The 16,404-nt window shown below is 64.0% G+C and carries 19 protein-coding genes; 6 read left to right on the forward strand and 13 right to left on the reverse strand.

All coding sequences use genetic code 11. The features are described from left to right. Positions 1-3: 3 nt before the first annotated feature. From ccmB to AC1DKY_RS13000, 11 genes are all read right to left on the reverse strand, one after another. Positions 4-690 carry a heme exporter protein CcmB gene (ccmB, locus tag AC1DKY_RS12950; RefSeq protein WP_441604010.1) on the reverse strand — a complete coding sequence of 229 codons (687 nt, stop codon included), beginning with the start codon at positions 688-690 and terminating at the stop codon, positions 4-6. Then, positions 687-1,325 (reverse strand): cytochrome c biogenesis heme-transporting ATPase CcmA, encoded by a 639-nt coding sequence (ccmA, locus tag AC1DKY_RS12955; RefSeq protein WP_441604011.1) that lies wholly within the window; start codon positions 1,323-1,325, stop codon positions 687-689. The genes ccmB and ccmA overlap by 4 nt, the downstream gene beginning before the upstream one ends. Before the next feature lie 101 nt (positions 1,326-1,426). Next, positions 1,427-1,846: a DUF3293 domain-containing protein gene (locus AC1DKY_RS12960; RefSeq protein ID WP_441604012.1), complete on the reverse strand. Its 420-nt coding sequence runs from the start codon at positions 1,844-1,846 to the stop codon at positions 1,427-1,429. Continuing rightward, positions 1,839-3,239: an FAD-dependent oxidoreductase gene (locus AC1DKY_RS12965; protein WP_441604013.1), complete on the reverse strand. Its 1,401-nt coding sequence runs from the start codon at positions 3,237-3,239 to the stop codon at positions 1,839-1,841. The genes AC1DKY_RS12960 and AC1DKY_RS12965 overlap by 8 nt, the downstream gene beginning before the upstream one ends. Before the next feature lie 96 nt (positions 3,240-3,335). Beyond that, complete coding sequence (phbB, locus tag AC1DKY_RS12970; RefSeq protein ID WP_441604014.1) at positions 3,336-4,097, reverse strand: acetoacetyl-CoA reductase; 762 nt, start codon at positions 4,095-4,097, stop codon at positions 3,336-3,338. A 99-nt stretch (positions 4,098-4,196) separates the two neighbouring features. Beyond that, positions 4,197-4,682 carry a polyhydroxyalkanoate synthesis repressor PhaR gene (gene phaR, locus AC1DKY_RS12975; protein WP_046970103.1) on the reverse strand — a complete coding sequence of 162 codons (486 nt, stop codon included), beginning with the start codon at positions 4,680-4,682 and terminating at the stop codon, positions 4,197-4,199. Between the two features lie 147 nt (positions 4,683-4,829). Further along, positions 4,830-6,383: a DHA2 family efflux MFS transporter permease subunit gene (locus AC1DKY_RS12980; protein WP_441604015.1), complete on the reverse strand. Its 1,554-nt coding sequence runs from the start codon at positions 6,381-6,383 to the stop codon at positions 4,830-4,832. A 12-nt stretch (positions 6,384-6,395) separates the two neighbouring features. Beyond that, the gene (locus AC1DKY_RS12985) at positions 6,396-7,607 is read right to left on the reverse strand and encodes an HlyD family secretion protein (protein WP_441604016.1); all 1,212 of its coding nucleotides are present in this window, start codon (positions 7,605-7,607) and stop codon (positions 6,396-6,398) included. Beyond that, positions 7,594-9,099 carry an efflux transporter outer membrane subunit gene (locus AC1DKY_RS12990; RefSeq protein ID WP_441604017.1) on the reverse strand — a complete coding sequence of 502 codons (1,506 nt, stop codon included), beginning with the start codon at positions 9,097-9,099 and terminating at the stop codon, positions 7,594-7,596. The genes AC1DKY_RS12985 and AC1DKY_RS12990 overlap by 14 nt, the downstream gene beginning before the upstream one ends. Further along, positions 9,096-9,614, reverse strand: coding sequence for a MarR family winged helix-turn-helix transcriptional regulator (locus AC1DKY_RS12995; RefSeq protein WP_441604018.1), 519 nt, complete (start codon positions 9,612-9,614; stop codon positions 9,096-9,098). Before AC1DKY_RS12995 ends, AC1DKY_RS12990 begins: the two co-directional genes overlap by 4 nt. Before the next feature lie 75 nt (positions 9,615-9,689). Further along, on the reverse strand, positions 9,690-10,457 hold the full coding sequence (locus AC1DKY_RS13000; protein WP_441604019.1) for a TatD family hydrolase: 768 nt from the start codon (positions 10,455-10,457) through the stop codon (positions 9,690-9,692). A 140-nt stretch (positions 10,458-10,597) separates the two neighbouring features. Here AC1DKY_RS13000 and AC1DKY_RS13005 point away from each other — a divergent pair, with 140 nt between their 5' ends. After that, complete coding sequence (locus AC1DKY_RS13005; RefSeq protein WP_441604020.1) at positions 10,598-11,182, forward strand: glycine zipper 2TM domain-containing protein; 585 nt, start codon at positions 10,598-10,600, stop codon at positions 11,180-11,182. An 11-nt stretch (positions 11,183-11,193) separates the two neighbouring features. Further along, positions 11,194-11,646, forward strand: coding sequence for an outer membrane lipoprotein (locus AC1DKY_RS13010; protein ID WP_441604021.1), 453 nt, complete (start codon positions 11,194-11,196; stop codon positions 11,644-11,646). 78 nt (positions 11,647-11,724) lie between these two features. Here AC1DKY_RS13010 and AC1DKY_RS13015 read toward each other — a convergent pair whose 3' ends face one another. Further along, on the reverse strand, positions 11,725-12,159 hold the full coding sequence (locus tag AC1DKY_RS13015) for a cell wall hydrolase (RefSeq protein WP_046970111.1): 435 nt from the start codon (positions 12,157-12,159) through the stop codon (positions 11,725-11,727). 464 nt (positions 12,160-12,623) lie between these two features. After that, on the reverse strand, positions 12,624-13,394 hold the full coding sequence (gene ygfZ / locus AC1DKY_RS13020) for a CAF17-like 4Fe-4S cluster assembly/insertion protein YgfZ (RefSeq protein ID WP_441604022.1): 771 nt from the start codon (positions 13,392-13,394) through the stop codon (positions 12,624-12,626). Positions 13,395-13,551: 157 nt separating this feature from the next. Between ygfZ and AC1DKY_RS13025 the strand changes: the two genes are divergently transcribed. The 4 genes from AC1DKY_RS13025 to sdhA all read left to right on the forward strand — a co-directional run bounded on the left by AC1DKY_RS13025 (position 13,552) and on the right by sdhA (position 16,399). Next, positions 13,552-13,719 carry a DUF1674 domain-containing protein gene (locus AC1DKY_RS13025; RefSeq protein ID WP_204634504.1) on the forward strand — a complete coding sequence of 56 codons (168 nt, stop codon included), beginning with the start codon at positions 13,552-13,554 and terminating at the stop codon, positions 13,717-13,719. Between the two features lie 82 nt (positions 13,720-13,801). Then, positions 13,802-14,197, forward strand: a complete 396-nt coding sequence (gene sdhC, locus AC1DKY_RS13030) for a succinate dehydrogenase, cytochrome b556 subunit (protein WP_441604023.1) — start codon at positions 13,802-13,804, stop codon at positions 14,195-14,197. Next, a complete protein-coding gene (gene sdhD, locus AC1DKY_RS13035; protein WP_441604024.1) occupies positions 14,194-14,607 on the forward strand; it encodes a succinate dehydrogenase, hydrophobic membrane anchor protein in 414 nt (137 codons plus the stop codon). The genes sdhC and sdhD overlap by 4 nt, the downstream gene beginning before the upstream one ends. Positions 14,608-14,611: 4 nt before the next feature. Beyond that, entirely contained in the window at positions 14,612-16,399 is a 1,788-nt protein-coding gene (gene sdhA, locus AC1DKY_RS13040) for a succinate dehydrogenase flavoprotein subunit (RefSeq protein WP_441604025.1), read from the forward strand. Positions 16,400-16,404 lie beyond the last annotated feature (5 nt).

Below are 16,404 nucleotides of genomic sequence, written 5' to 3' on the forward strand. Positions count from 1 at the left end.
GTCTTAAGCGTCCAGAGCTATGCGGAGGGCGGTGGCGCACGCCAGGGGGGCAAGCACCAGGGCCATGACCAGCGCGGCGCCCAGCCAGGCGATGGGCGCGAGCCACGGCAGCCCTTGTTGAGCCGCGGCGACAGCGCCGGCGGCAAAGATCACCACGGGTACGCACAGCGGCAGCAGCATCAGCGCCAGCAGCATACCAGAGCGCCTGCTGCCGGCCGTGAGCGCCACCAGCACGGCGCCGAGCAGGCTCAGCAGTGGTGTGGAGAGCAGCAGCGCGTAGACCAGCACGGGCATCACCGCGGTCGGCAGATGCAGCATGCCCGCCAGTAAAGGCGCGATGACGATGAGCGGCAAAGCCGTGGTGATCCAGTGCGCAAGAATTTTCATGCCAAGCATGAGTGCCAGCGGCTGGGGTGAAAGGATGAGTTGTTCGAGCGATCCGTCTTCGATATCGCTGCGGAACATGGCATCGAGCGCCAGCAGCATGGCCAGCAGCATGGTCACCAGCACCGCGCCGCCGGCAATACGCTGCAGCAGCGCCTCCTCCGGTCCCAGCGCGAAGGGAAACAATGTGATGACGATCAGCGCATACAGCACCGGCATGACGATGTCGCCACGACGACGCCAGGCCAGGGTGAGATCGCGGCGCAGGACGGCGACGCAGGCGGGACCGAGCGGCGCGTGATTCATGCGTGCATGCGCACCCGTTTCGGCTCGCCGTTGAGAAAGCTCACCGCGCCATGACTGGTGACAAGCGCGGCGCCGCCTTCGGCAGCGTGCTGGGTGAGCAGGCGATTTACCAGTTCGATGCCGGTGCGATCGAGGTTGGCGTACGGCTCGTCCAGCAGCCACAGGGTGGCCGGCAGCAACAGCAGGCGCGCGAGCGCCGCGCGTTTCTTCTGACCGGCGGAAAGTCGGCGCACGGGTTCGTCTTCATAGCCGGCGAGGCCGATGTCGGCGAGCACGCCATCAACGCTGCGTCCATCGCGGGCGCCGTACAGGCCGGCCGCCACGGCGAGATTCTCCCGTGCGCTGAGATCAGACTTCAGGCCCAGGTGGTGGCCGAGGAACTGCGTGTCGCCCAGGTGTTCGTCGCGTCGCCAAGCCTGGCCGCGCCACTCCAGCGAACCTTCGTCGATATGCAGCAATCCGGCGAGGATGCGCAGCAAGGTGGTCTTGCCGCTGCCGTTGTCGCCCTCCACCAAGGCCACTTCACCCTCGTGGAGGCAGAAGTCCAGCGGGCCGAACACGGGTTCGTCCTGGCGGTAAAACGAGAGCGCCCGGGCCTCGAGCAGAGGCGGGGCGACGGCGGTGGAAGCGGTCATCCCTCGATTGTCCGCAATGCCCGGCAGGCTTGTCCATGCGGCGGGGTGACGCCAGCCAAATCAGCGATATCAGGGTGCATTTCTGGCGTGGCGGGCATGGCTCAGGCCGGCGGTGTGAGACGGAGCTGAGCCATCGTCGCGCCTCCGCCGTGGACGTAGCCCATTTGTCCAAATCGCCGGGCCAGCGTGTCGAGTGCCGGGACGCCCGGTCCGACCACCCAGAGGCTGGCCTCCTTCCACAGACCATCGGGGCTCGCGCCCGTTCCGGCGCGAATGACCACGATTTCGGGCAGCGCGCGCAACTCGAACAGCAGGGCGCGCTGCGCGATCCGGTTGTCCGGGCGAGGCACCCGCTTGGAAAATGGATGCCATGCCGTGATGAAACCCCATGGCAAGTTCCGCGCGAGATCGCGCAGTTCCGCTGGCAAGGATTGATCGATATGGATGGTCACCCAGCCGCCACGTGCCAGGCGCACCCGATAATCGGTGGCCCGGTACGCGGCAAGCAGTGCCTCATCCATGCCGCAGATCGGGCAGGGCGGGAAGCGTGGCGCGCAGGGCGGCGACGGCGGCGTTCAGATCGACCGATGCTGCGTCAGCCGAGCCACGCAGCAGCTGGTCCAGCAGCACGTCCTGCGCTCGACCGCGCTCATAGGCATATGCGTACGGCAGATGGGTGAAGGTGACCATGCGATAGCGCGCCATGAAATGTTCCGGTGCGCGCTCGGCCAGCAAGGCGCCCAGCGCGCGCTTGGCGAGATAGTGCGGATCGGCCACCGAGTCGCGCATTTCCACGTAGTTTTCCAGCGCCATCGCCGCGATGGCGTCGCTGTTTGGCTGGCGGATGCGCTGGAATTCGGCGAACACCTCGCCCGTGTCGTCCGGCGATTGGGCCAGCAACGAGGCGAGCACCACGGTGTCTTCAAAGCCGCAATTCATGCCCTGGCCGTGGAAGGGCACGATGGCGTGCGCAGCATCGCCGATCAGCAGCGCGCGACCGTCCAGATGCCAGCGTTGCAGGTAGAGCGTGGACAGCGTGCCGACTGGGTGGCCGTCGTAATCGTTGGCGAAATCCGGGATCAGCGGCAGCAGGTCGGGGAAGTCTTCCTCGAAGAAGGCTCGCGCATGATGAGCGTCGCCCAGCGTGGCGAAGCTCGGATGCGGGCCTTGCGCCGGCAGGAACAAGGTCACGGTGAAGCTGCCTTCGGTATTGGGCAGCGCGATGCACATATAGCCGCCGCGCGGCCAGATATGCAGCGCATGCGGCTCCAGGGCGAACTGGTCGTGACCGCCGCTGCGGTTGATCAGTTCGGCGCTGAGTCCGCCGGCGGAGGGGATTTCCAGCTCCTTATAGGCGTGACCCAGCGATTCCACCCGCTCGCCCAGCGGCGAGTACGCGTTCATCGCGGCACGCAGCGAGGAACCCGCGCCGTCGGCGCCGATCACGATCGGGGCATCTAGCTCGCGCGATACGCCTTGTTCGTCGACCAACTGCAGGCGCTGCCGATCAAAATCGGCATTGGCCAGCGACTGTCCGAAATGGAATTTGACGCCCGCGGCTTCGGCAGCATCCAGCAGCAACATATTGAGCGCGCCGCGAGAGACGGACCAGATCACTTCGCTGTCGTCGACGCCGTAGCGTTGCAGGCCGGAGCGACCGTCGGTGGTGTGCACCATGCGGCCGCGCATCATCACCGCACGCTGCAGCACGTCGTCGGCGAGGCCGGCCTTGCGCAGCGCCTGCAGGCCACGCTCGGCCAGCGCGAGATTGATCGAGCGACCACCGGTGAAGCCGGCGATTCGTGGGTCAGGGCGTTTTTCGAAGACGTCGACGACGAAACCGCGTCCCGCCAATTGCTGCGCCAGCAAGGCGCCGACCAGGCCGCCGCCGATAAGAGTGAGGTGCTTCGCCATGGAGTCCCGCTGTCAGGTCGCAACGCTTAAAGGGCTGAGAGTAGCGTGTCGCGTTCGGGTGGGCGATGCGCAGTGCGGCAAGGCGGTGGCGACCCCTCAGAAACTCATGAAATACCCGCCGTTGACCGGCAGGTTCGCGCCCGTGATATAGCCGGCGTCGTCGGCGGTCAGGAAGGCCACCGCGCGGGCAATGTCCCCCGGCGAACCAAGCCGGCCCACCGGAATATCCGAGATGATCTGCTCGCGGATATCCTGCGGCACAGCGGCCACGAGCGCTGTATCGCAATAGCCCGGCGATACCGTATTCACCGTCACGCCCTTGCGCGCCGTCTCGCGCGCCAGCGCCATGCCGAAGCCGTGCACGCCAGCCTTGGCAGCGGAATAGTTGGTCTGGCCGAACTGCCCGGTCTGCCCGTTGACCGAGCTCAGGTTCACGATGCGGCCAAAACCGCGTGTGGTCATGCCTTCCACCACGTTGCGGCACATATTGAAGACGCCATCCAGGTTCACGCGCATCAACTCATGCCATTGCTGCGGCGTCATCTTGCGCAGGCTGGTGTCACGGGTGATGCCGGCGGCGTTGACCAGGATGTCGACGCTGCCGTGTTGCCGTTCCACCCGCCCAATCAACTCGGCGCACCCGTCGAAATGGCTGACGTCGGCAGGCTCGAATTTCACCGCACCATTGAGGTCGGCCAGCTCAGTCTGGAATGCGTGCAGCCGTTCCTCGCGCCCTGCCAGGTCGACGGCAATGACCTGTCGACCTGCCTGAGCCAGCTGTCGGCAGATTTCGGTGCCGAGCCCGCCAATGCCGCCAGTGACGATGGCAACGCGTGAGTTGCGAGTGTGGGAATTCATGTGAAGGACTCGTGCACATGCCGCAGGGCAGCACGTGTTGTGCTGCAGCGGCGAATGAGACGGCAGGAAGGTCGGCGCGTCGGCGCCGACCGCAGCGGATTAACCGGGCTTCTTGGTGCCGCTGCGCGGCGGCTGGCCCTGCGTGGCGGCGTCGATCAGGCCGCGCTGCATGTTGCGCCAGGCATCCATGTTGCGCTCGGTCAGGTCATTGAGCATGGACCAGGGCGTCTGGCCCAGCAGGCTGTTCAGCTGGGTGCGGAACTGCTGCTGCTGGTCGAGGAAGACCTGCAGGCTGCGCTCCAGGTAAGGCCCCATGAAACCCTGCAGCGAGTCGCCGTAGAAGCGGATGATCTGGCTGAGCAGCTGAGGAGAGAGCATCGGCTGCCCCTTTTCCTCATGCTCAGAGATGATCTGCAACAGCACCGAGCGGGTGAGATCCTCGCCGCTCTTGGCGTCACGGACTTCGAAGGTTTCGTTGTCGAGCACGAGCTGACGGACTTCCTCCAGCGTGATGTAGCTGGAGATTTCCGTGTCGTAGAGTCGACGGTTCGGATACTTCTTAATGGTGCGCATCGTTTGTGCCATGCACACAAACTAACAGAAGGTATTGCGGCGCACCAGTCGCCCAAGTGGTATTAATTGCTGCACTGGCCAGTCGCAGCAATTCCTGTTAGATCAAATACCTGCTGGTTGTTGCAGGTTTGTGCCGGATTAAGAACGTTCCGGCACCGGTTAATGCCCGCCAGGGCCTCCTGCCGAGCCAAACGGCGGCTTGGCCAGCCATATCACCGGGATCAGCACCAGGAACAGGACGGCGCAGAGCAGGAAGATGTCGTTCACCGCCAGGGTGAGGGCTTCGCGGTTAACCAGCTGATCGACGATGCCCAGCGCCTGGGTCTGGCTGTTGCCGGCATGGGTGAGCTGCGACAGGACCTGGGTGGCCGGCTGGCTGGCGCTGGTCACGTTCTCGCTCAGCGTGGCGTGATGCAGGATGCCGCGGTGCTGCCACAGCGTCACCGTCACCGCCGTGGACACGCTCGAGCCCAGTGTGCGGAAGAAGTTGGCCAGGCCGCTGGCGCTGGCGATTTCATTTGCCGGCAGTCCCGCCAGATAAATCTGGTTGAGCGGGATGAAGAAGCAGGGGATGGCAATACCCATCACGAAGCGCGGCCACACCAGCGAGTTGAACGACGCCGAGCTGTCGTAGGTGGAAAACCAGTACGAGGTGGCGGCGAACACCACGAAGGCGAAGGTCACCACCGCCCGCAGTTCCAGCTTGTGCATATTGCGGCCCAGGATGGGCGAGAGCAGGAAGGCCAGGATGCCCACCGGCGCCGTGGCCAGGCCGGCCCACGTGGCGGTGTAGCCCAGGGTGGTCTGCAGCCACAGCGGAAACACCACGTTGATGCCGAAGAACGCGAACATGCCCAGCGACAACGCCACCACGCCCGCGGTGAAATTGCGCTCCTTGAACAGGCTCAGTTCCACCACCGGGTGTTTGGCGTGCAGTTCCCACACCACCAGGAAGACCAGGCAGATCAGCGCGATCAGGCCCAGCGTGGTGATCATGGGCGAGGAGAACCAGTCGTGGTCATTGCCGTTGTCCAGCATGAACTGCAATGAGCCCACGCCGACCACCAGCAGCACCAGGCCGATCACATCGATCGGCGACTGGTAGGTCTTGGTCTCGCGCTTGCGCAGCAGTGCCCAGGTGATCACACCGGCGAGGATGCCCACCGGCAGGTTGATGTAGAAAATCCACGGCCACGAGAAGTTGTCGGTGATCCAGCCGCCCAGGATCGGTCCGAAGATCGGCGCCACCACCACGGTCATCGCCCATAGCGCGAGCGCGACGCCTTGCTTGGTCTTGGGATAACTCGCCAGCAGCAACGTGAGCGACAACGCCACCATCGGGCCGGAGCCGGCGCCCTGCATCAGGCGCGCAAACACCAGCATCGGCATCGAAGTGGCCAGGCCGCACAACATGGAGAACACCACGAACAGGCCGACCGATACGACAAAGGTCTTCACCTCGCCGAAGCGGCGGGCGATCCAGCCGGTCAGCGGCTGCATGATGGCGCTGGCCAGTGAGTACGAACTGATCGTCCAGGTGCCTTCGCTCGCGCTCACGCCAAGGCTGCCTGCGATATGCGGCACAGCCACGTTGACGATGGTCATGTCCAGCACTTCCATGAAGGTGCTGAAGGCGACGGCGATGGTCAGCAAGACCAGCGCGGTACCGTGCAAAGGCGGTAGCGGCTTGTCTTCGGAGGGGTTGGCGGCCATGTGGGTGCTTTGTCAGTTCGCGTCTTGCTGGCCGAGGTTGGCCTTGATGATCTTCTCGGCCTCTTCGTCGGCCTTGCTGGCCATCTGGTCATACACGGAAGTTGCCGCGATCGGCTGACCGTTGCCGAGCGCCGCATTCATGGCGCCCTTGTCATCGCTGATATTGACGGTGACATCGGTGGACAGGCCTACGCGCAGCGGATGCTGGTCGAGTTCCTTGTCGTCCAACGCAATGCGCACAGGCACGCGCTGCACTACCTTGATCCAGTTGCCGGTGGCGTTCTGCGCCGGCAGCAGGGAGAACACGCTGCCGGTACCCGCGCCCAGTCCGATCACCTTGCCGTGGAATTCGACGCTGCCGCCGTAGACGTCTGCCTCGACCTTCGCCGGCTGACCCACGCGGATATGGCGAAGCTGGTTTTCCTTGAAGTTCGCGTCCACCCACAGGTCGTGCAGTGGCACCACCGCCATCAGCTGCTGGCCCGGCTGCACGCTGTTGCCCACCTGAACGCTGCGCTGGGCGACGTAGCCGGTGACCGGCGCGTAGATGTTGTTGCGCTGTGCAGCGATCCAGGCCGAACGGTAATTGGCGCGCGCCTGCTCCACCGCCGGATTGGTGGCGATGCGGGTGCCTTCGATGGCGGCGTGCGAAGCCGCGGCCTGTGCCTGCGCCGCGTCGAGCGAGGCCTGCGCCTGGTCGACGGCATCGCGCAGGTGCTGCACCGTTTCCGGCGCTTCGGCCTGGGCGGCCACCAGCGGTGCGCGACGGGCAAGATCCGCCTGCGCCTTCTTGAGATCGACGCGGGCCTTGGCCACCTGGGCGTCGGCGCTGGTCGCCGACTCGGTCTGCTGGCGCACCTGGCGCACGGCCTGCGCGAGCGCGCTGCTGGTCTGCTGCAGGCGCACGTCGGCGTCGGTGTTGTCGAGCTTCACCAGCACCTGGCCGGCTTCGACGCGCTGCGTGTCGTCAGCCAGGATCGCCACCACGATGCCGGGCACCTGCGCTGAAATCGCCACCTGGTTGCCGCCGACATAGGCGTTGTCGGTCTTCTCGCGGGTGGAGAACACGAACAGCCACAGCAGCAGCCATGCAACGGCGCCCAGCACAAAGACCGCGGCGACGATGAACAACGCGCGACGGCGCTTGGCGGGATCCTTTGCCGCCATGCCGCTGTCGTTGTCGTCGTTGTTGTTCTTCTTGACGTCGGAATCAGTGGCGCTCATTCGGGGCGTCTCCGGAAAGGTTCAAAGGGGAAGAGGGGCGATCGCTGGATGCCTGTGCCGGCAGGCTGGCGCGGTAACCGCCGCCCAGCGCCTTGATCAGCGAGATATCGGTGGAAAGCGCCTGGCCTTGCAGGGTCACGTCGCTGTCCTGCTGTTGCAGAAGGTCTGCCTGCGCACTCAGCGATTCGCGGCTGTCGCTCACGCCACGCTTGACGCGCGATTGCGCGTTGGCGAGCAGCTGCTGGTTGGCGGCGATTTCGCGGGCCTGTTCCTTGCGGCGATTCTGGATCTGATCCGCGGTCAGGCTTTGCGTGGCGACGTCGCGCGCAGCGCTCAGCACCGTGCTGTTGTATTGAGCCGCGGACGCTTCAAGCTGAGCCTTGCTCACCCCGTAGTTCGCCTCCAGCAGACCGCCGGTGAAGATCGGCAGGTGCAGGGCCGGGGTCAGGCCGAACACGCGGCTGCCGGCGTTGAACATCTTGTCGAGATCGATACTGGACAGGCCCGCCATCGCGCTGATGCTGATGTCGGGAAAGAATTCCGCACGTGCCACATCGGTCTGGCGCAGCGCCGATTCCACCTGCCAGAGACTGGCGGCGATATCCGGACGGCGCGCGATCAGGTCGACGCCGACGTTGTCCGGCAGTCCGGTGGTGACCTCCGGCAGCGCACGCGGCTGCAGGGCCGGCAATTGCGCGGGAGACACGCCACACAGGCTGGCGAGCGCGGCCTCACGAATGCGCGCGGAGCTTTCGAGCACCACCAGCATCTGCCGTGCGGACGCGGTCTGCGCCTTGGCCGACTGCACCGTGTCCGGACGATCCACGCCTTGCTTCACGCGCAGCTGCGCGATCTGCTCGAGCTGTTCGGCCGTCTTTACGGTTTGCCTGGCCAGGGCGATGCGGCTCTGATCGGCGAGCCAGCCGAAGTACGTGTCAGCGACGTTGCTTTGGATGGCGAGTGCCGCCGCGCTGTGCTGCGCTTCGGCTGCATGCGCCTGATCCACCGCCGACTCGATGGTGTTGCGTTTCTTGCCCCACCAGTCGAAGTCGTACTGCGCCTGCACGCCGATATCGCCCTGGTTGTACCAGGTGAAACCGAGGAATTTCGGCGGGATCAGGCCGGTTTCGCTGAGGCGCTGACGTTCCACCTGCGCGCTGCCGTTCACGCTGAGTCCGGCCTGTGCCGTGGCTGCACGGATATTCTGCTGCGCCGAATCGACGCGCGACTTGGCCTGGGCCAGATCCGGCGAATCCTGCATCGCCAGGTCGATCAGCTGATCGAGTTGCGGATCGTTGTACTGCTTCCACCACGCGGCATCGGGCCAGCCGGCGCGATGGCCGGTTTGAAGGCCGGCCAGCGGAACGTCGTCGCGCACCGGTGGGCGATTCAATTTGGCAGGGATGGAGCAGCCCGCAACAGCAACAGCGATCGCGCAGGCAAGCAGCGCGCGACGGCCGAGTCCGTGGCGTAAGAGGGAGTGAGGAGTCATGGACCAGCGTCCGGCTGAGTGAGCGAATCGATGTTGACGGCGATCTGGCGCAGCAGGCGGTCGAGCGTGCGCTTGTCGGCGGCACTGAGCGAGGCGAAAGCGCCATGAACGTTGGGGAAGAGCGGAGGGAGAATCTTTCGCACGAGACGCTTGCCGGCCGTGGTGATGCTGAGCACGACGCGGCGGCGATCTTCTGCGCTGGTGGCCCGCGTGATCAGGCCGCCCTTGACCAGCACGTTGGCGATGCGCGTCATATTGGTGGCGCCTTGCTGCGCGTACTCGCACAACTCGGTGGGCGTCGCGCTGCCGGTCGGGCTGCTGTAGATCATCATCAGCGTGCGGAAATCGCTGTCGTTCAAGCCGTGCGGCTTGAGTTTGCTTTCCAGCTCGCCGAGCAGGGTGCCGCCGACTAGCAGCAACAGGCGCGTGAGTACCACTTCCTGGACGGGAAGGTCCGGGAAGATCTCGCTGACGCGACCAATTCCCTCGTCCATATGGTCGAGGCATTCATGCATGCGCTTCATTTCACCAAAGAATAGTTCGCCAGTGAAGTAATTAGGCTAGCACTGGGTTCGAGCGACCCGCAAGGGTCAATCGAACCGGAACAGATTCCGGGCGTTGCGGGTGGTGGCTTCGGCGATGGCCTCGGGGCTGACGCCGCGGAGGTCGGCGATCACGTGCAGCACTTCGACCATGTTCGACGGCTCGTTGCGCTCGCCGCGATGGCAGGCGCCGGGCTGGTCGGGTGCGTCCGTTTCCAGCAGCAAGCGTTCGACGGGCATGGTCGCGACGATCTGACGAAGTCGTTGTGCGCGTTCATACGTAACCGGCCCGCCGATGCCCAGGTAGAAGCCCAGCTCCCATAGCCGCTCTGCCTGTTGCTGGCTGCCGGAGAAACTGTGAACCACGCCACGTAATCCGCCCATGCGGCGCATGGTGGAGGTGACTTCATCCATGGCGCGGCGCGCATGGACGATCACCGGCAGATCGAACTCGCGCGCTATCTGCAACTGCTGCTGGAAGTAAAACCGCTGCTGCTCGACGTCGAGTTCGGGCAGGAAATAGTCCAGTCCGATTTCGCCCACGGCCACAGCACGATGCGTCTTCAGCCAAGTGCTCAGCTCATCGAGATGCTCGGGACGATGTTCGTCGAGATAGATCGGATGCATGCCATACGCGGGGAGTACGCAGGTTTGGTCGGCCGCCAGCGAGGCAATGCGCGGCCATGATGTATGGTCGATCGCCGGAACCACGATGTGCCTGATGCCGGCGTCGCGGGCACGCTGGAACATGGCGTCCCGGTCGGATGCAAAACTCGCATCATCGATGTGCGCATGGCTGTCGGTGAGTTCGAGCACAGTACGGGGCTTCCTGAATTTGAAACAATGCGCGGCTTCGGTCTAAGCGAGCATTCAGTGACCCAGAGGTTCAATGATTGCGCTGGGATCGAATTCAAGCAGGAGCGGGGGCGCTCCGCTGGTCCCACTAGGAGAGCATTATGAACAGGTTGGTCGTTTCGGCGCTGCATGTCGGTTTCGCCGGTGTATTGGTGTTGGGTCTTTCGGCGTGTAATCGGGACGCGAATGCTGACGGTGGCGTGGGCGCCGCTGCGCAGCAGCAAGGGGCTGCCGATGGTGCCAAGTACGCGCGCGTGACGAGCGTGACGCCGGTCCGTGAGGCCGCGAGTGCGCCGCAGCAGGTATGTCATGACGAGGTGGTGACCACGCACAAGCCGGTGCAGGACACCCACCAGATTGCTGGTACGGCCATTGGTGCCGTGGCGGGTGGCTTGCTCGGCAACCAGGTCGGCGGCGGCAAGGGCCGCACCTTGGCAACGGTGGCGGGCGCGGTCGGTGGTGGCTATGCAGGCCATGAAATCCAGGCCAATCACCAGGCAAACGCCACCCAGCAAACCACGCAGCGTAAATGCACCACAGTGGCCGGCAGCGGTGGCGACAAGGTGGTGGCATACGATGTGAGTTACGAGTACAACGGCGTGACCCGCACTGTACGAATGGATCACGATCCGGGTGACAGGCTGCAGGTACAGGAAGGTGTGGTAGCCGTTTCCGACGCTCACTGAGGATTCACGCCATGCAAACACTGCTTAGACATTTGGCTGTCGTAGGACTTGTTTCCGCTGTTGCGCTGCTTTCCGGTTGCCAGACGCCACCGCAGCGCCAGGTGGCTTACAGCGGCGCTTCCAACCGTTGCGAGCAGTGTGGCGTGGTCAGTGACGTGCGGCAGATCCAGACCCAGAAGGAATCGTCGCCGCTGGGCATGGTCATCGGCGGCATCGCTGGCGGCGTGATCGGCAACCAGTTCGGTGGCGGCAGCGGCAAGGCCCTGACCACCGTGGCTGGTGCGGTGGCGGGCGGCGCCATCGGCAATCAGGTCGGCAAGAACAATAGCGGTCCCGATGTCGCATGGCAGGTCACCGTCAAGCTCGACGACGGTCGCTATGCCACGGTGACGCAGGCAGCTGATCCGCAGGTTCGCCCCGGCGACTACGTGCAGATCCGCAACAACCTCGTGTATCGGCTCTGACGTAAAGACGTCTGGACGTCCAAATGAAAAGGCCCTCGCGAGAGGGCCTTTTTTTATTCTCTATGGGGTGGGGTGTGTTTAGTTGCTGACGGCGTAGAACGCATGTTCGCCGATGGTCTTGACGCGTTTCGTCGACCACGCGGTGGTGACGGCAAGCGTGGCGAAGTGATCTGCTTGCGGCACGTACACGGTGCGCTCTCCCTTTGGCAGGCTCCAATTGCTGATCGAATCACCAGCAATCTTCCACGCCTTGGTCCAGGAGTTCAGATCGGTCACTTCGAACGTGCTTGCGGTGGTTGTCAATGCGAATTGCCGCGGCGACTTGACCACCTCACAAACATTGTCGCCCCACGTACCGCGGTCGCGACGACGAAGAGCAACTTCGGCCACGGCGTACTGGCCGAGGGTCGATTCACTGCGTGCCTCGAGATACACCGTCGTGGCCAGGCAGGTCTGGTCCGCGAGGGGCTGGGGTAGCACGGACGCTAACCACAACAGCATGGAAAGTTTCATTGAGTCTGCCTCCAACGTGCTGTACGCGTGAGGTCGGTACTGCTGACTTCACGCGCCGTTGCGGTGGACGGGCGGGCAGGCCGTTCCACCTGGATTGATCGCCGCGACCGAAACTTGTGGTCAGGCGGTTTGCCACGGGATTGTGGCCAGTCGAGCGGCTGTTCCGGTGCCGCTCAAAACTTGTGGTGCTGCAAGGGCATAGATCGGGTACTAAGGACCGCGTTGCCTGCAACGTCAGCCGCGCCAAGGGGCGGCATTGGATACACCGACATCTCTGTCGGGTCGCGCTGATCCGGACCCCTCCGGTTCGTCGCGTATGTGGACACCCAGGGCAGTGGGTGTCTATCGAATTGGTTGGCGAGACTAGTGGCCGATTTCTGATCTGGCAAGTGCCTCGCAGTTCAGGTTCACGTCACACTCACATTGTCGTCTCGCTTCGTGAATCTTTGCGCCTGTTTGTTTCATCATGCAGACCAACTCTGCACGACATGCAAACGAATGCCTTCGTCAGTGTCGATACGCGATGCATCATCAAGCGAATTCATTAGACCATCGTCTATGACTGCAAGCGCTCGAAAGGTTGCATCGTCATTGGCCACATCCAGCAATTGAATGCTGTTGTCACCGTTACGGTGCAGCACGGTGCCCCCGCTCACAAACTGCGACAATACGACGCAATGCATATGCCGCTTGTGTCCACCGCGGTAGTGCAGGCGCGCCACGATCTCCTGGCCGGGATAACAGCCTTTGTCGAATGCAACCGCTTGCAGACGCTCGAGCGAAATAGCAGGCGGCAGCAATGCGCTTAGTGCTTCATTTGGCAACCACGGCCAGCCCGCGCGTACCTGCAACACTCGCCACGCATCGTCGGCAGTTGCAGCGCCGACGATTACGCTGTGATCACCGCAACCGAACACGTACGCATCACCTTCACGATGCACGGCGTACGTCGTGAGTGCTGCGCCGGTGGCAAGTGCGCGCGGTTCGGGCACGCTCAGTTTGAGCTTGGAGCGAAACACGAAACGTTGCAGCGATGCCGCCATCGACGATGCATCGCCGCCGCGCAACAGCAGCAGCAACGAGTCATCGGCGATACGTGCGAGCTGGAACAAGGCAAGCACGCGGCCCTGGGCATCGAGCCACGCGCTGAACTGCCAGTGGCCGACGGCAAGCGACTGGACATCGCTGGTGAACTGGGCTTGCGCAAAGGCCGCGGCGTCGGTGCCTTCGATCAACAGGGTCTGGGCGGAGAGGTCGGTAGGCATAAGAAAGGGAGGTAAGGGCGGGCAGGGGAAGTCACAAGGGCCGCTGCCCTACTGGCAGAGCAGCGCACCGTCGTCAAGGTTGTGCTGCATTAACGCAGGTATTACGCTTTTACGGCTTTCAAACACCATGTCCGATACCTCCTCCCAAACTGAGTCCAAGCCCGCGTCCGCTCCGGTGGAGCAGGTTCCCGTGCCCGCGGTTCCGGCCACGGACAAGACTTCGACGGAGCGAGCGGCCCCCGATCCCACCCGCTACGGCGATTGGGAAAAGAACGGGCGCTGTATCGACTTCTGATTCGCCGCGCCGGCTCGGGTCGGCGTCGTCGGAGCGGGAAGGGCGGTAAAGGGCATCAGCGATTCCACCCAGGATAGCCGCCATGGCAGACACGCAACGACCGCTCTCTCCCCACATGGGCATATATAAGTGGCAAGTGCAGATGGTGACCTCCATCGTGCACCGCGCTACCGGTATCGCCCTTTCCGTCGGAACCTTGCTCGTGTTGTGGGGTGTGTTCTCCCTCGCCAGCGGCGAAGACAGCTATAACCAGTTCAAGACCTGCATCGGCAGCCCGATCGGCATGATCCTGCTGATCGGCTGGAGCTGGGCGCTGTTTTTCCACCTGCTCAACGGCATCCGCCACCTGATCCAGGACGGCGGCATGGGCTACGCCATTCCGCAGTTCGTCCGTTCCAGCTGGCTTTCGATCATTGGCAGCGTGGTGCTGACCATCATCGTGTGGGCTTACGTGCTGACTGCCGGAGGTGCCGCATGAGCGCCAACGGTCCGCAGTACGACGTGCGCAAGCAATTGCGCACCCCCTTGAAGCGCGCCCGCGGCCTCGGCTCGGCGCAATCCGGTGTCGGTCATTGGTGGACACAGCGCATCACCGCCGCGGCGCTGGTGTTCCTCGGCATCTGGTTTGTGGTGACGGTGCTGGGCGCCTTGCACGCCGACTACGCCACCGCGCGCGCCATGATCGCCAAGCCGTGGAACGCCCTGCTGCTGGTCGCCTTCGTGCTGGCCATGTGCTGGCACGCGGTGCTCGGCCTGCAGGTGGTGATCGAAGATTACGTCCATACCCGCTGGGTGGAGGTGTCCCTCCTGGTGCTGGTGAAGTTCATTGCAGTGCTCGGCACGTTGGCCACGTTGATGGCCGTGCTGCGCGTGGCGCTGGGAGCCTGATTCGATGGAAAGCTACAAGATCCAACAGCATAAGTACGACGTGATCGTGGTCGGCGCCGGCGGCGCTGGCCTGCGCGCCACCTTCGGCCTGGCCGAGAAGGGCCTCAAGGCCGCGTGCATCACCAAGGTGTTCCCGACCCGTTCGCACACCGTGGCGGCGCAGGGCGGCATCTCGGCCGCGCTCGGCAACATGGGCGAGGACGACTGGCGCTTCCACTTCTACGACACGATCAAGGGTTCGGACTGGCTCGGCGACCAGGACGCGATCGAATACATGTGCCGCGAGGCGATTCCGGCCATCATCGAGCTGGAACACTACGGCGTGCCGTTCTCGCGCACCGAGGAAGGCAAGATCTACCAGCGTCCGTTCGGCGGCATGACCACGCACTACGGCAAGGGCACCGCGCAGCGCACCTGCGCCGCGGCCGACCGTACCGGCCACGCCATCCTGCACACGCTGTACCAGCAGGCGCTGGCGCATGACGCCACGTTCTTCATCGAGTACTTCGCCATCGACCTCATCTTCGATGAAGAAGGTGTGTGCCGCGGCGTGCTTGCGCTGGACATGAACGAAGGCACCTTGCACTTCTTCCGCGGTCACGCGGTGGTGCTGGCAACCGGCGGTTACGGCCGCGCCTACTTCAGCGCCACCTCGGCGCATACCTGCACCGGCGACGGTGGCGGCATGGTGCTGCGCGCGGGTCTCGCGCTGCAGGACATGGAGTTCGTGCAGTTCCACCCGACCGGCATCTACGGTTCGGGCTGCCTGATCACCGAAGGCGTGCGTGGCGAAGGTGGCTACCTCACCAACTCCAACGGCGAGCGTTTCATGGAGCGCTATGCGCCCAACGCGAAGGATCTCGCTTCGCGTGACGTGGTCAGCCGCGCCATGACGATGGAAATCCGTGAAGGCCGCGGCGTGGGCGAACACAAGGACCACATCCACATCAACCTGATGCACCTGGGCGCGAACGTGATCCACGAACGCCTGCCCGGCATCGCCGAATCGGCGCGCATCTTTGCCGGCGTGGACGTGACCAAGGAACCGATCCCGGTGATCCCGACCGTGCACTACAACATGGGCGGCATCCCCACCAACTATCACGGCGAAGTGGTGCAGAAGCGCGGCGACGACGTCGATGCGGTGGTGCCGGGCCTGTTCGCCATCGGCGAAGCGGCTTGCGTATCCGTGCATGGCGCCAACCGCCTGGGCTCCAACTCGCTGCTCGACCTGGTGGTGTTTGGTCGCGCGGTGTCGCATCGCTGCGCCGAGATCATCAAGCCGGACACGGCCCACAAGGACCTGCCGGCCAGCGTGCTGGACAAGGCCTTGGCCCGTTTCGACGGCCTGCGCAACGCCAAGGGCAGCCTGCCGACCGCGAAGATCCGCGCTGAAATGCAGCGCACCATGCAGTCCGATGCGGCCGTGTTCCGCACCGGTGAGTCGCTCAAGGAAGGTTGCGAGAAGATCTCCAAGGTGCGCGAGTCGTTCAAGGACGTGGGCGTCAGCGATCGTTCGCTGGTGTGGAACTCCGACCTGATCGAAACGCTGGAACTGGCCAACCTGCTCGACCAGGCCGTGGCCACCATGTATTCGGCCGAGCAGCGTCACGAGAGCCGCGGCGCGCATGCCCGCGAGGACTTCCCCGATCGCGACGACCATGTGTGGCAGAAGCACACGATGGTGTCGGTCGATGAAGCTGGCAAGACCAACTTCGATTTCCGTCCGGTGCACATGTACACCATGACGAAAGACGTCGACGTCGTGCCGCCGAAAAAGCGCACTTACTGATACCC

The sequence above is a fragment of the Dyella sp. 01N448 genome (assembly GCF_056399225.1).

Coding starts and splice junctions, on each gene's coding strand:
- ccmB (WP_441604010.1), bottom strand. CDS start 690: ATGAATCACGCGCCGCTCGGTCCCGCCTGCGTCGCCGTCCTGCGCCGC.
- ccmA (WP_441604011.1), bottom strand. CDS start 1,325: ATGACCGCTTCCACCGCCGTCGCCCCGCCTCTGCTCGAGGCCCGGGCG.
- AC1DKY_RS12960 (WP_441604012.1), bottom strand. CDS start 1,846: ATGGATGAGGCACTGCTTGCCGCGTACCGGGCCACCGATTATCGGGTG.
- AC1DKY_RS12965 (WP_441604013.1), bottom strand. CDS start 3,239: ATGGCGAAGCACCTCACTCTTATCGGCGGCGGCCTGGTCGGCGCCTTG.
- phbB (WP_441604014.1), bottom strand. CDS start 4,097: ATGAATTCCCACACTCGCAACTCACGCGTTGCCATCGTCACTGGCGGC.
- phaR (WP_046970103.1), bottom strand. CDS start 4,682: ATGGCACAAACGATGCGCACCATTAAGAAGTATCCGAACCGTCGACTC.
- AC1DKY_RS12980 (WP_441604015.1), bottom strand. CDS start 6,383: ATGGCCGCCAACCCCTCCGAAGACAAGCCGCTACCGCCTTTGCACGGT.
- AC1DKY_RS12985 (WP_441604016.1), bottom strand. CDS start 7,607: ATGAGCGCCACTGATTCCGACGTCAAGAAGAACAACAACGACGACAAC.
- AC1DKY_RS12990 (WP_441604017.1), bottom strand. CDS start 9,099: ATGACTCCTCACTCCCTCTTACGCCACGGACTCGGCCGTCGCGCGCTG.
- AC1DKY_RS12995 (WP_441604018.1), bottom strand. CDS start 9,614: ATGCATGAATGCCTCGACCATATGGACGAGGGAATTGGTCGCGTCAGC.
- AC1DKY_RS13005 (WP_441604020.1), top strand. CDS start 10,598: ATGAACAGGTTGGTCGTTTCGGCGCTGCATGTCGGTTTCGCCGGTGTA.
- AC1DKY_RS13010 (WP_441604021.1), top strand. CDS start 11,194: ATGCAAACACTGCTTAGACATTTGGCTGTCGTAGGACTTGTTTCCGCT.
- AC1DKY_RS13015 (WP_046970111.1), bottom strand. CDS start 12,159: ATGAAACTTTCCATGCTGTTGTGGTTAGCGTCCGTGCTACCCCAGCCC.
- AC1DKY_RS13025 (WP_204634504.1), top strand. CDS start 13,552: ATGTCCGATACCTCCTCCCAAACTGAGTCCAAGCCCGCGTCCGCTCCG.
- sdhC (WP_441604023.1), top strand. CDS start 13,802: ATGGCAGACACGCAACGACCGCTCTCTCCCCACATGGGCATATATAAG.
- sdhD (WP_441604024.1), top strand. CDS start 14,194: ATGAGCGCCAACGGTCCGCAGTACGACGTGCGCAAGCAATTGCGCACC.
- sdhA (WP_441604025.1), top strand. CDS start 14,612: ATGGAAAGCTACAAGATCCAACAGCATAAGTACGACGTGATCGTGGTC.